Source organism: Citrobacter amalonaticus, assembly GCF_001559075.2.
GTDB classification, from domain to species: domain Bacteria; phylum Pseudomonadota; class Gammaproteobacteria; order Enterobacterales; family Enterobacteriaceae; genus Citrobacter_A; species Citrobacter_A amalonaticus_F.
In genome coordinates this window covers 1,449,832-1,463,083 of the sequence record NZ_CP014015.2, presented here as the reverse complement: position 1 = coordinate 1,463,083, position 13,252 = coordinate 1,449,832, and the positions used below count along the sequence as shown (strand labels likewise).

Annotated in this window: 15 protein-coding genes; 11 read left to right on the top strand and 4 right to left on the bottom strand. The window is 54.8% G+C overall.

Going from position 1 to position 13,252, the window contains the following annotated elements:
* Positions 1-33: 33 nt before the first annotated feature.
* The 3 genes from lexA (at position 34) to AL479_RS07025 (ending at position 2,393) form a co-directional block, all read left to right on the top strand.
* The gene (gene lexA / locus AL479_RS07035; protein ID WP_042321072.1) at positions 34-642 is read left to right on the top strand and encodes a transcriptional repressor LexA; all 609 of its coding nucleotides are present in this window, start codon (positions 34-36) and stop codon (positions 640-642) included.
* Between the two features lie 85 nt (positions 643-727).
* Positions 728-2,053: an MATE family efflux transporter DinF gene (dinF, locus tag AL479_RS07030; protein ID WP_061075582.1), complete on the top strand. Its 1,326-nt coding sequence runs from the start codon at positions 728-730 to the stop codon at positions 2,051-2,053.
* Between the two features lie 130 nt (positions 2,054-2,183).
* A complete protein-coding gene (locus tag AL479_RS07025; RefSeq protein WP_061077940.1) occupies positions 2,184-2,393 on the top strand; it encodes a CsbD family protein in 210 nt (69 codons plus the stop codon).
* Positions 2,394-2,470: 77 nt separating this feature from the next.
* Here AL479_RS07025 and zur read toward each other — a convergent pair whose 3' ends face one another.
* Entirely contained in the window at positions 2,471-2,986 is a 516-nt protein-coding gene (gene zur / locus AL479_RS07020; RefSeq protein WP_042321076.1) for a zinc uptake transcriptional repressor Zur, read from the bottom strand.
* Between the two features lie 292 nt (positions 2,987-3,278).
* Here zur and traF point away from each other — a divergent pair, with 292 nt between their 5' ends.
* Entirely contained in the window at positions 3,279-4,514 is a 1,236-nt protein-coding gene (gene traF / locus AL479_RS07015) for a conjugal transfer protein TraF (protein ID WP_225622846.1), read from the top strand.
* Between the two features lie 30 nt (positions 4,515-4,544).
* Here traF and AL479_RS07010 read toward each other — a convergent pair whose 3' ends face one another.
* Positions 4,545-4,877, bottom strand: a complete 333-nt coding sequence (locus AL479_RS07010; RefSeq protein ID WP_061075580.1) for a type II toxin-antitoxin system HicB family antitoxin — start codon at positions 4,875-4,877, stop codon at positions 4,545-4,547.
* Positions 4,874-5,137: a type II toxin-antitoxin system HicA family toxin gene (locus tag AL479_RS07005; protein ID WP_061075579.1), complete on the bottom strand. Its 264-nt coding sequence runs from the start codon at positions 5,135-5,137 to the stop codon at positions 4,874-4,876. The genes AL479_RS07010 and AL479_RS07005 overlap by 4 nt, the downstream gene beginning before the upstream one ends.
* 145 nt (positions 5,138-5,282) lie before the next feature.
* Here AL479_RS07005 and dusA point away from each other — a divergent pair, with 145 nt between their 5' ends.
* Together dusA and pspG are read left to right on the top strand one after the other, a co-directional pair.
* Complete coding sequence (gene dusA, locus AL479_RS07000; protein WP_061075578.1) at positions 5,283-6,278, top strand: tRNA dihydrouridine(20/20a) synthase DusA; 996 nt, start codon at positions 5,283-5,285, stop codon at positions 6,276-6,278.
* Positions 6,279-6,411: 133 nt separating this feature from the next.
* Positions 6,412-6,654 carry an envelope stress response protein PspG gene (gene pspG, locus AL479_RS06995; RefSeq protein ID WP_061075577.1) on the top strand — a complete coding sequence of 81 codons (243 nt, stop codon included), beginning with the start codon at positions 6,412-6,414 and terminating at the stop codon, positions 6,652-6,654.
* Between the two features lie 179 nt (positions 6,655-6,833).
* Here pspG and AL479_RS06990 read toward each other — a convergent pair whose 3' ends face one another.
* Positions 6,834-7,817: a quinone oxidoreductase gene (locus AL479_RS06990; protein ID WP_061075576.1), complete on the bottom strand. Its 984-nt coding sequence runs from the start codon at positions 7,815-7,817 to the stop codon at positions 6,834-6,836.
* Positions 7,818-7,881: 64 nt separating this feature from the next.
* Here AL479_RS06990 and dnaB point away from each other — a divergent pair, with 64 nt between their 5' ends.
* From dnaB to AL479_RS06965, 5 genes are all read left to right on the top strand, one after another.
* Complete coding sequence (gene dnaB, locus AL479_RS06985; RefSeq protein ID WP_042321088.1) at positions 7,882-9,297, top strand: replicative DNA helicase; 1,416 nt, start codon at positions 7,882-7,884, stop codon at positions 9,295-9,297.
* 95 nt (positions 9,298-9,392) lie between these two features.
* The gene (alr, locus tag AL479_RS06980; protein WP_061075575.1) at positions 9,393-10,472 is read left to right on the top strand and encodes an alanine racemase; all 1,080 of its coding nucleotides are present in this window, start codon (positions 9,393-9,395) and stop codon (positions 10,470-10,472) included.
* A gap of 181 nt (positions 10,473-10,653) precedes the next feature.
* A complete protein-coding gene (gene tyrB / locus AL479_RS06975) occupies positions 10,654-11,847 on the top strand; it encodes an aromatic amino acid transaminase (protein WP_061075574.1) in 1,194 nt (397 codons plus the stop codon).
* 198 nt (positions 11,848-12,045) lie between these two features.
* Positions 12,046-12,759, top strand: a complete 714-nt coding sequence (gene aphA / locus AL479_RS06970; protein ID WP_061075573.1) for an acid phosphatase AphA — start codon at positions 12,046-12,048, stop codon at positions 12,757-12,759.
* 126 nt (positions 12,760-12,885) lie between these two features.
* Positions 12,886-13,236, top strand: a complete 351-nt coding sequence (locus tag AL479_RS06965) for an MmcQ/YjbR family DNA-binding protein (RefSeq protein WP_061075572.1) — start codon at positions 12,886-12,888, stop codon at positions 13,234-13,236.
* Positions 13,237-13,252: the final 16 nt, after the last annotated feature.

Genomic DNA, 13,252 nt, shown 5'->3' with positions numbered 1-13,252 from the left:
ACAGCATAACTGTATATACACCCAGGGGGCGGAATGAAAGCGTTAACGGCCAGGCAACAAGAGGTGTTTGATCTCATTCGGGATCACATCAGCCAGACAGGTATGCCACCGACGCGTGCGGAGATCGCACAGCGTTTGGGGTTCCGTTCCCCAAACGCGGCTGAAGAACACCTGAAAGCGCTGGCACGTAAAGGGGCGATTGAAATCGTCTCCGGCGCTTCTCGCGGCATTCGACTGCTGCAAGAAGAAGAGGAAGGGTTACCGCTCATCGGTCGCGTTGCGGCGGGCGAACCGCTGCTGGCGCAGCAGCACATCGAAGGCCATTATCAGGTGGATCCGTCTTTGTTTAAGCCGAACGCCGATTTCCTGTTGCGCGTCAGCGGAATGTCGATGAAAGACATCGGCATTATGGATGGCGATCTGCTGGCGGTACATAAAACCCAGGACGTGCGTAACGGCCAGGTGGTTGTAGCGCGTATCGACGATGAAGTGACGGTCAAGCGCCTGAAAAAACAGGGCAATAAAGTTGAGTTACTGCCCGAAAACAGCGAATTTAAACCTATCCTGGTTGACCTTCGCGAACAGAATTTCACCATCGAAGGATTGGCCGTTGGCGTCATCCGTAACGGTGAATGGCTGTAGTATTCCTGTAGGCCGGATAAGGTGTTTACGCCGCTATCCGGCGCTCTCACCACTCTCGTTATGACCTCTTCTCAGGCTCGTCCCCATGCCGTTTTTTGCTTCTGCTGACAAAGCGCTCTGGCGTCTCGCCTTACCGATGATTTTCTCCAATATCACCGTTCCGCTGCTGGGACTGGTGGATACGGCGGTCATTGGTCACCTGGACAGTCCCGTGTATCTCGGCGGCGTGGCGGTGGGCGCAACTGCAACCAGCTTTCTGTTCATGCTACTGCTCTTCTTACGTATGAGTACCACCGGGCTGACGGCGCAGGCGTTCGGCGCGAAGAATCCTCAGGCGCTGGCGCGGGCTCTGGTGCAACCGCTGATCCTGGCGTTAGGCGCAGGGGCATTGATTGCGATTTTTCGCACGCCGATTATCGACCTGGCGCTACACATTGTCGGCGGCAGCGAAGCGGTGCTGGAACAGGCAAGGCGATTCCTGGCCATTCGCTGGCTGAGCGCGCCGGCGTCGCTGGCGAATCTGGTTCTGCTCGGCTGGTTACTGGGCGTGCAATACGCGCGTGCGCCGGTGATCCTGCTGATTGTCGGCAATATCCTGAACATTGTGCTCGACCTCTGGCTGGTCATGGGGCTGCATATGAACGTGCAGGGGGCCGCGCTGGCGACGGTGATTGCGGAATATGCGACGTTGCTGATCGGTTTGTTGATGGTGCGTAAGGTCTTGCACCTGCGTGGTGTCTCTCTCGCCATGCTCAGGCTGGCCTGGCGTGGAAACTTTCGTCGCCTTCTGGCGCTCAATCGCGACATCATGCTGCGTTCGCTGCTGCTGCAACTCTGTTTTGGCGCCATCACCGTGCTGGGGGCCAGACTGGGTAGCGATATCATCGCCGTGAACGCCGTGTTGATGACGTTGCTGACGTTTACGGCCTATGCGCTGGATGGTTTTGCCTACGCCGTGGAGGCGCATTCCGGTCAGGCCTATGGCGCCCGCGACGGCAGTCAGTTGCTGGAGGTCTGGCGCGCGGCGTGCCGTCAGTCAGGTATTGTCGCACTGCTGTTCTCACTGGTTTATCTGCTCGCGGGCGAACAGATTGTCGCGCTGCTGACATCACTCCCGCAAATCCAGCAACTGGCCGATCGCTATCTGCTCTGGCAAGTGATTTTGCCGTTGGTCGGCGTCTGGTGCTATCTGTTGGATGGTATGTTTATCGGCGCAACGCGGGCGGCTGAAATGCGTAACAGTATGGCGGTCGCGGCTGCCGGGTTTGCGCTGGCGCTGTTGGCGCTCCCCGTGTTGGGTAACCACGGTTTGTGGTTGGCGCTGGCGGTTTTCCTGGCGCTGCGCGGACTGTCATTAGCCTGGATCTGGCGGCGGCACTGGCGGAACGGAACCTGGTTTGCGGCTTCGTGATGGTTAAAGATTCTGAATAGTGAATTTAACCCAGAATCTATGACTACACTTAATCTCACGTCCAGCAGAAAACGAACGCAGTTGGGCGGTTTACTCTCACTATTCACAGCCTGATAAAGAGGACCTTATGATGAATAAAGACGAAGCCGGCGGTAACTGGAAACAATTTAAAGGTAAAGTGAAAGAGCAGTGGGGCAAACTGACCGATGACGATATGACAGTCATTGAAGGTAAGCGTGATCAACTGGTCGGTAAGATTCAGGAACGTTATGGTTACGCGAAAGACCAGGCGGAGAAAGAGGTCGATAGCTGGGAAAAACGCAACGACTATCGCTGGTAAGCCACCCTCATACCCGTGAGTACAAGGATGTACACCCCTCTGTTTGCTTCGGGCGGCATAGCGTGCCGCCCACTTCCTTAACGGGGTTTCTTTTTAACCTGAATCGAATGATCGTGCTGGCACTCGCCAGGGTGACGGCAGGCTTCTACTTCCACGCAGGCTGAACATAATCCGTGTGCTTCAATCACATTGTGGCGCAGGGCAAATCCCATCTTCGCCGCCAGCGTATGCATAATGTCTTCCACGCCCTCCGCGCACTCTTCTTTCACCGCGCCACAGCGGTCGCAGATAAACATCGCGGAAGTATGCGTTGGCTGATCGAACAGGTAGCACAACACGTAGCTGTTGGTGGATTCAACCTTATGCACAAACCCTTGTTCAAGCAGAAAATCGAGTGCGCGATAGACCGTTGGCGGCTTGGCCTGCGGTTCGGATTCACGCAGCAGGTCGAGCAGATCGTACGCGCTAATTGCGCCTTCCTGTAGGCTCATCAGACGCAACACTTCGAGGCGCTGTGGGGTCAGGCGCACATTGCGTTGCGCGCACAGTTTTTCAGCTTGCGCCAGCAACTCTTGCGTTGTGGTCTTTTCCATTGGGCACCTCGGATCGCGTTGAGTAAGAAAACCCTCACTTTATCATGTTCTGGGAGAAACGCCGAGTTCCAGGCCGGAACGTTAAATCGCCTGCTAATCTTTCCCTGATTTACAAACTCTTCTATATATATTGAGGCAAATCACAAAAATAAATGCCCCAACATTAAAATGACAGGGGCAAAACAGGCGACTTTTTCCTTGTTAATCACAGCAATGCTCCAACTCTGTCCGGTTGATACTGGCAGAGACAATTTTCACCTGCGAATAAAATGGGCTTACTGTGAATAAAAATTTGAATCTTTTGGTGGTGGCGATAACGGGCTCGCTGTTGGCGTCTCAAACAGCGAGTGCGGCAAATTCCTGGACAGAAGCGCGGAATGACGCGATGGGCGGAACAGGCGTGGCGTCGGCAAATTATGGCAGCGGTGTCCTCATTAACCCGGCATTGTTGGCGAAGTCACAGCCGGATGATGACATTACGGTGATCTTCCCGGCTATCGGTGGACAGATTTCCGACAAGGATAATCTGCGCGATAAGATTGATGATGTCACCGACGACGTTAACCAATACCGCCGTTCTCTGGACAATATCAACCCTCTCGATCTCTTTGTTCCCGGCAGCGCAGGTTACCGGCAGGTGTCAACTGCCGCAGGCGATCTGGCCGACCAGCTTGAATCCCTGAAAGGGAAAACGGCCAGTGCGAAAGCCGGAGGGGGGCTTGCAGTCAGCATTCCGAATGATGTGTTAGCCGTGGCCTTTGTGGCGAAAGCCAACGCCCGCGCCCGCGTGAGTTCCTCTATCGATCAAGGTGACATTGACACGCTACGCGGCGTTGAAGCGGTGCCATCCAGCATCCTGGCGGTGGATCCCGATAACCTGAAGTCAAAAGGATTTGGCCGTGCCGCTATCGTCTCTGATTACGGTGTGGCGGTGGCGCGACAGTTTGAGCTGGGCGGCGTACCGGTCTCGGTTGGCGTGACGCCAAAGCTGCAAAAGACCTGGCTCTATAACTACACGGTCTCGATTTACGATTTCAACAGCGACGACATTAACAGCAGCCGTTATCGTAACGATGACACCGGCTTTAACATGGATGCCGGTCTGGCTGCGGACTTCGGTGAACACTGGACGGTTGGCCTGAGCGGGCAAAACCTGTTCTCTCGTGATATTGACACAAAAGAGGTGGCGGGCGTTCGTGATACTTACCAGATTCGCCCGCTGGTCACCGCTGGCGTGGCGTGGCAAAACGATCTGCTGACGCTGAGCGCAGACGGTGATCTGACCGAAACCAAAGGCTTCAAAAGCGAGGAAAACTCACAGTATGTCGGCGTTGGCGCGGAAGTCCGACCGCTCGACTGGCTGGCCGTCCGCGCCGGTTATCGTGCTGACGTGAAGGACAATGACAGTAATGTATTCACTGGCGGCGTCGGGTTTGCCCCGTTCAATCGCGTACATCTTGATTTGATGGGGCTGTATGGCGAGGACGAAACCTGGGGCGCAGGCGCGCAGGTCAGCGTGACGTTCTGATGAGGATGGCGGGGCATTATGCCCCGTTTTTCAGCCATGAGCCGCTTTGGTAAGTGTATCGTTAATCCATTGATTTACACTTTTCCCGGAGACTTCGGCTGCGATGTTAATCGCCGAATGCACCTCCGGAGAAATGCGCAGACTGATCTTTCCACTTGCCGGGCGCAGAGGTTCCCTGCCTTGTTCAGCACAGTAAGAAAGGTAGTCGTCGACCGCTTCTTCGAATGCATTGCGAAGATCGGCAACGTTGTCGGCATGGAAACCAATCACATCACGTATACCGGCGACATGCCCGACGAAGCACAAATCTTCGTCACTGTAATCAATTTTGGCGGCATAGCCCTTATAAGTCATGGTGTTCATGGGGTCACTCCTACTGCGATAAGAAAGGCCATAGCATCCTTGACCTGATAAACTTTGGCTTCCTTTTCAGGATGTGGGCGATGAAAAGAGGCCACAACCTGGTTGATTTCAAATCTGACACGGGATCCATTTCCTTCTGAGACCTTTGCACCTAAGGCAACAAACAGCGCCTCAATCTTTCGCCATTCCAGCGTCGCAGATGTAGGCAGGGAGAAAATCTGCTGTAATGTTTTTTGGTGTCTGGCGCTTAGTGATGTCATATCAATGCCGTTTCCTTGTGAGTGTGATGCCCGCCAGGACAATTTAATGATATCATTTTTTGATATCACAGCAAGGCGAATCGTATCCCTTTCCTGCCTGTGCTATAGTAGCGCCCCCAATTCACCAGATGCTCAAAAAACCACCATGTTACCAGAATCACAATCTGCCTTTCCGGCCCACCGTTTTTCCATCGCGCCTATGCTCGACTGGACGGACAGACACTGCCGCTACTTCCTGCGCTTGCTGTCTCGCCAGACGCTGCTCTATACCGAGATGGTGACAACGGGGGCGATTATTCATGGCAAGGGAGATTATCTGGCGTATAGCGAAGAAGAGCATCCAGTGGCCCTGCAACTGGGCGGTAGCGATCCGGCAGCGCTGGCGCACTGTGCGAAGCTGGCTGAAGCGCGCGGCTATGACGAGATCAACCTCAACGTCGGTTGTCCGTCCGATCGCGTACAAAATGGCATGTTTGGCGCCTGTCTGATGGGGAATGCGCAACGGGTGGCAGATTGCGTGAAGGCGATGCGTGACGTGGTGTCGATTCCGGTGACGGTGAAAACCCGCATTGGTATTGATGATCAGGACAGTTACGAATTTCTTTGCGATTTCATCAATACGGTGTCTGGTCGCGGTGAGTGCGAGATGTTCATCATCCACGCCCGTAAGGCCTGGCTCTCCGGGTTAAGTCCGAAGGAAAACCGTGAGATCCCGCCGCTGGATTATCCGCGCGTTTATCAGTTAAAACGCGACTTCCCACAACTGACGATGTCCATCAATGGCGGGATTACGTCGCTGGAAGAGGCGAAGGTGCATCTCGAACATATGGATGGCGTGATGGTGGGGCGCGAGGCTTATCAGAATCCGGGTATCCTGGCTTCTGTCGATCGCGAAATATTTGGCTCCTCAACCGCGGATGCCGATCCGGTTGCGGTGGTGCGGGCCATGTATCCCTATATCGAACGCGAACTGAGCCAGGGCTCGTATCTTGGCCATATTACACGCCATATGCTGGGGCTGTTTCAGGGGATCCCGGGGGCGCGCCAGTGGCGTCGCTACCTGAGTGAAAACGCCCATAAAGCCGGTGCCGATGTCAATGTGCTGGAGCATGCGCTGAAGCTGGTGGCTGATAAGCGTTAGATTTTCACTAAAAGTTAGTCAATTTCACCACGCCCTGCAAAAGTTTGCGGGGCGTTTTGTAGATAAATCAATAAATTACGTTTGGCATGATTTTTGTAATGGTCTTAGCAGGAATTTATTATGGGAGAGCATCATGCTGGAACTACTTTTTGTGCTTGGCTTCTTTATCATGCTGATGGTCACCGGCGTCTCGCTGTTGGGCATTCTGGTCGCGCTGGTTGTCGCCGCATTCGTGATGTTCCTTGGCGGCATGTTTGCGCTGATGATCAAACTGTTGCCGTGGCTGCTGCTGGCTGTTGCAGTTGTGTGGGTGATTAAGGCGATTAAGTCGCCAAAAATCCCACAATATCAGCGCAATAACCGTTGGCGTTACTAAAGATGTGAGGGATGCGTCACAACCTGTGACTTTGGCGTCAGAACCAAATAGGAATTGACTACCAAATCTGTCAGTATTGCGCGACTAACAGATTCATCGAGCTGTACCCTACATACAGCCGAACTAAAAAAGAAAGGGCTTCCCAATGGGAAGCCCAATTTCTTTCAGGAGCCTGGCAATTAAGGAATCAGCAAACTGGAACCCTGCGTCGCCCGACTCTCCAGCACTTCATGCGCGCGCCGTGCCTCTGTCAGCGGATATTTCTGACTGTCAGCCACATCCACTTTGATCACGCCGCTGGCAATCAGCGAAAACAGTTCGTTGCTGGCTTCGGTCAACTCTTCGGCGTTGGTGATGTAGCCCTGAAGAGATGGACGCGTGGCGTACAGCGAACCTTTCTGATTCAGAATCCCCAGGTTCACGCCGGTTACCGGGCCTGATGCGTTGCCAAAACTGACCATCAGCCCCCGACGTTGCAGACAGTCCAGTGAGGCTTCCCAGGTATCCTTACCGACCGAGTCATACACCACGCGGACTTTTTTGCCGCCGGTTACCTCTTTAACCCGCTCGACAATGTTCTCTTCGCGATAGTTAATCACCTGCCATGCACCGGCATCCAGCGCTCGTTGCGCCTTTTGCGCGCTGCCGACGGTGCCAATCAGTTTCGCGCCCAGCGCTTTCGCCCACTGACAGGCAATCAGCCCTACGCCGCCAGCGGCTGCATGGAACAGGAACGGTTCGTCAGGCTTGATTTCGTAAGTTTTGCGCAGCAGATAAAAAACGGTCAGTCCCTTCAGGAAAGAGGCGGCAGCCTGCTCATAAGAGATGGCGTCAGGCAGGATAGCGGCTTTATCGGCGGGTACGTTATGGACCGAACTGTAGGCGCCGAGTGCGGACTGCGCATACACCACCCGATCGCCTGCTTTAATATGGCTGACGCCGCTGCCGACTTTGCTGACGACGCCAGCAGCTTCGGTCCCTAAACCGCTGGGCAGTGCGGGAGGCGGATAGAGCCCACTGCGGATATAGGTATCAATAAAGTTAATGCCGATCGCTTTGTTTTCGACCTGGATTTCGTTCGCCGCCGGATCGGCGGGGGTAAAGTCCACGGCCTGAAGCACGTCAGGGCCACCATGCTTGTGAAATTCAATTCGTGTTGCCATGATTTCTCCAGTATCATCGGAAGATTAGCTTCAACTCACTTTTATCTCGGTAACTCCATTCACTATGGCAGGAAATAAACCCTTCAACAAACAACAGACTGATGTCCGTGACCGCGACCCACAGGTTGCCGGACTGAAAGTACCGCCGCACTCGATTGAAGCGGAACAGTCGGTGTTGGGCGGTTTAATGCTGGATAACGAGCGCTGGGACGATGTCGCCGAGCGCGTGGTAGCGGAAGATTTTTATACCCGTCCACATCGTCACATCTTCACGGAAATGGGGCGGTTGCAGGAAACCGGCAGTCCGATAGACCTGATTACGCTCGCGGAATCGCTGGAGCGACAAGGGCAACTGGACAGCGTCGGTGGTTTTGCGTATCTGGCTGAACTCTCCAAAAATACGCCAAGTGCGGCGAACATCAGCGCATATGCGGACATCGTGCGCGAACGCGCGGTGGTGCGCGACATGATTGCCGTCGCCCATGAAATTGCCGATGCGGGTTTTGATCCGCAGGGGCGTACCAGTGAAGATCTGCTCGATCTCGCCGAGTCCCGCGTCTTTAAAATCGCGGAAAGCCGCGCCAATAAAGATGAAGGCCCGAAAAACATTGCCGATGTGCTCGACGCCACCGTTGCGCGTATCGAACAACTGTTCCAGCAACCGCACGACGGGGTGACGGGTGTTAACACCGGCTATGACGATCTCAACAAAAAAACCGCGGGCCTACAGCCGTCGGATCTGATCATCGTCGCAGCGCGTCCGTCGATGGGTAAAACCACATTTGCGATGAACCTCGTCGAAAATGCGGCAATGTTGCAGGATAAACCGGTTCTTATCTTCAGTCTTGAGATGCCCTCTGAACAGATTATGATGCGTTCTCTGGCCTCGCTGTCCCGCGTGGATCAGACCCGTATTCGTACCGGGCAACTGGACGATGAGGACTGGGCGCGGATTTCCGGCACGATGGGCATTCTGCTGGAAAAACGTAACATCTATATTGATGACTCCTCCGGTCTGACGCCAACGGAAGTGCGTTCCCGTGCGCGCCGTATCGCTCGCGAACATGGCGGTATCGGACTGATCATGATCGACTACCTGCAACTGATGCGCGTGCCGTCGCTGTCCGACAACCGTACGCTGGAGATTGCTGAAATTTCCCGCTCGCTGAAAGCGCTGGCAAAAGAACTGCATGTGCCGGTCGTGGCGCTGTCGCAGCTTAACCGCTCGCTGGAACAACGTGCAGATAAGCGCCCGGTCAACTCCGACCTGCGTGAATCCGGCTCCATCGAACAGGATGCCGACTTGATCATGTTTATCTACCGTGACGAGGTTTATCACGAGAACAGTGACCTGAAAGGGATTGCGGAAATCATCATTGGTAAGCAGCGTAACGGCCCCATCGGGACGGTGCGACTGACCTTTAACGGACAATGGTCGCGCTTCGATAATTATGCGGGACCGCAGTACGACGACGAGTAAATTCTCGTCATCCTTTGTGCCACAGCGGCGTTGGTCGCCTTGCTGTGATGCAAATGAGTGAGAAGATTATTTCTTTATTAAGGCAAGGAATGACAATGCAAGCGGCAACTGTAGTTATTAACCGCCGCGCTCTGCGACACAACCTGCAACGTCTGCGTGAACTGGCACCTGCCAGTAAGCTGGTTGCGGTCGTGAAAGCGAACGCTTACGGACACGGTCTGTTAGAGACCGCGCGAACGCTCCCCGATGCTGACGCTTTTGGTGTGGCGCGTCTCGAAGAAGCTTTGCGTCTGCGAGCAGGGGGGATCACGCAGCCCATCCTGCTGCTGGAAGGCTTTTTTGAGGCATCCGATCTGCCCACCATTTCCGCACAACACCTGCATACGGCTGTCCATAACCAGGAACAACTGGCCGCGCTGGAAGCCGCCGAACTGGATGAACCGGTGACCGTGTGGATGAAACTCGACACCGGCATGCATCGTCTGGGTGTGCTTCCTGAAGAAGCGGACGCCTTCTGGCAGCGGTTGACGCAATGTAAAAATGTGCGCCAGCCGGTCAATATCGTCAGCCATTTCGCCCGTGCGGACGAACCGGAATGTGGTGCGACCGAACGGCAGCTTGATGTGTTCAATACCTTTTGTGAAGGCAAAGCGGGTCAACGCTCGATTGCCGCCTCCGGCGGGATTTTACTCTGGCCGCAGTCGCATTTTGACTGGGTTCGCCCGGGCATTATTCTCTACGGCGTATCACCGCTGGAAAACCAGTCCACTGGGGCCGATTTCGGCTGCCAGCCGGTCATGTCGCTGACCTCCAGCCTGATTGCCGTGCGCGAGCATAAAACGGGCGAGCCGGTAGGCTATGGCGGAACGTGGATCAGCGAACGTGATACGCGTCTTGGCGTCGTGGCGATGGGCTATGGCGATGGTTATCCGCGCGCTGCGCCATCCGGTACGCCGGTGTTGGTGAACGGTCGCGAAGTGCCGATTGTGGGCCGCGTAGCGATGGACATGATTTGCGTTGATCTCGGGCCGCAGGCGACAGACCTGGCCGGTGACCCGGTGATTTTATGGGGGGAGGGACTCCCGGTTGAACGCATTGCGGCAATGACTAAAGTCAGTGCTTACGAACTGATTACCCGCCTGACTTCACGGGTGGCAATGAAGTACGTCGATTAAGCGGGCGTGTGGAGTGCCGGATGGCGGCGTAAACGCCTTATCCGGCCTACGGTCAGCGCGAATTTCAATAATGTAGGCCGGATAAGCGCTGTCCGGCAATATTCCCACCAGGCGCTCGATCTTCCTCTCCATCCGGTTTATTGTGTCTTAACCCCTGCCTGTAAACCTGGAGAACCATCGCGTGTTTCAAAAAGTTGACGCCTACGCTGGCGACCCGATTCTGTCGCTCATGGAGCGGTTCAAAGAAGATCCGCGTAGTGACAAAGTGAATCTGAGTATCGGTCTGTATTACAACGAAGACGGGATCATCCCGCAGTTGAAAGCTGTGGCGGAAGCCGAAGCGCGTCTTAACGCACAGCCGCACGGCGCCTCGCTGTATCTGCCGATGGAAGGGTTGAATACCTATCGTCATACCATCGCGCCATTGCTGTTTGGGGCTGATCATCCGGTTCTCCAGCAGCAGCGTGTGGCGACGATTCAGACATTGGGCGGCTCTGGCGCGCTGAAAGTGGGGGCCGATTTCCTTAAGCGTTACTTCCCGGATTCCGGCGTGTGGGTCAGCGACCCGACGTGGGAAAACCATATCGCGATTTTTGAAGGGGCTGGATTTACCGTCAGCACCTATCCCTGGTACGACAATGCCACCAACGGCGTGCGCTTCAACGATCTGCTGGCGACCCTGAAAACGCTGCCTGCGCGCAGTATCGTCCTGCTGCATCCTTGCTGCCACAACCCAACCGGTGCGGACTTAACGCACGCGCAGTGGGATGCGGTTATCGAGATCCTGAAAGCGGGTGAGCTTATTCCGTTCCTCGACATTGCTTATCAGGGCTTTGGTGCCGGTATGGACGATGATGCCTATGCCATTCGCGCGATTGCCAGCGCCGGACTGCCTGCCCTGGTCAGCAACTCGTTCTCGAAAATTTTCTCTCTGTACGGCGAACGCGTCGGTGGGCTTTCTGTCGTCTGTGAAGATGCTTCCACCGCAGGCCGCGTACTGGGGCAACTGAAGGCGACCGTACGCCGTAACTACTCCAGTCCGCCGAACTTTGGGGCGCAGGTGGTCGCGACGGTGCTCGGCGATGACGCGCTGAAAGCCAGTTGGCTGGCGGAAGTGGAGGCGATGCGAACCCGTATTCTGGCCATGCGCCAGGAGCTGGTGAATGTGCTAACCGCTACGATTCCGGGCCGTAATTTCGACTATCTGCTGCAACAGCGCGGCATGTTCAGCTACACCGGACTGAGCTCGGCTCAGGTCGATCGTCTGCGCGAGGAGTTTGGCGTCTATCTGATCGCCAGCGGGCGTATGTGCGTGGCCGGTCTGAACGTGGCGAATGTGCAGCGCGTAGCGAAGGCCTTTGCTGCGGTCATGTAATCGGTAAGCCGGATAAGGCGATATACCGCCTTATCCGGTCTGTTCATGAGTGCTCCCATGCTTATGTGATCCTGCTCCTTTTCCGGGACAAAACCGCAGAAAATCCTTCCTTTCACCTGCCGCCAGGGTTATGGTCAGAGAGTTTTTTGAACAATCGGTCTAATAAAATGATAACTAAATGACTTAACAGGGAAAAATATGCGAAGGCTCACACTGGCGCTGAGCGCCATCTGCTTGTTATTCACCTTAAACCATTCCGCCAGCGCGCTGGCCTCTTCTCCTTCTCCGCTGAATCCAGGCACTAACGCTGCGAAACTCGCGGAACAAGCCCCCATTCACTGGGTTTCCGTGGCGCAGATCGAAAACACACTGACCGGTCGTCCGCCTATGGCCGTCGGTTTTGACATTGATGACACCGTGCTGTTTTCCAGTCCTGGTTTCTGGCGTGGCAAGAAAACCTGGTCACCGGACAGCGAGGCGTATCTGAAGAACCCGGCATTCTGGGAGAAAATGAACAACGGCTGGGATGAGTTCAGTATTCCAAAAGAGGTCGCGCGTCAGTTGATTGACATGCACGTCCGTCGTGGCGACAGCCTCTTTTTTATCACCGGCCGTTCGCCGACCAAAACCGAAACCGTATCGAAAACGCTGGCCGATAACTTCCACATTCCGGCGGCAAATATGAATCCGGTGATTTTTGCCGGAGATAAGCCTGGTCAGAACACCAAAACGCAGTGGTTGCAGGATAAAAATATCCGCATGTTCTATGGCGACTCGGATAACGACATTACCGCCGCGCGTGATGCGGGTATTCGTGGGATCCGTATTCTGCGCGCTTCAAACTCGACCTACAAACCGTTGCCGCAGGCTGGTGGGTATGGTGAAGAGGTGATCGTAAACTCGGAGTATTAACCGGTAGGTGAGCATCTGCTGTTTTTTTAAACAAAATTGATCTGCCAGCTTTTACCTTTTGCTGTCTTGCTGCACACTGAATAGATGACATTTCAGTGGAGCATCACGCTTGCAAGGGGAATTACGATGACCAATTCGGAGTTACTGCAATACTGCATGGCGAAAATCGGCGCGGAGCAGAGTGTGCACAGTGACTGGAAAGCCACACAAATCAAAGTTGAAGATGTGCTCTTTGCCATGGTGAAAGAGGTGGAAGATCGCCCAGCGGTATCTCTGAAAACCAGCCCCGAACTGGCGGAATTGTTACGCCAGCAGCACAGCGATGTGCGTCCGAGCCGACATCTCAATAAGGCACACTGGAGCACCGTCTACCTCGACGGTTCGTTGCCGGATTCACAAATCTATTATCTGGTGGATGCGTCGTACCAACAGGCGGTCAATACACTACCGGAAGAGAAACGCAAACAGTTGCAATGAACAACGCCGTTCACAT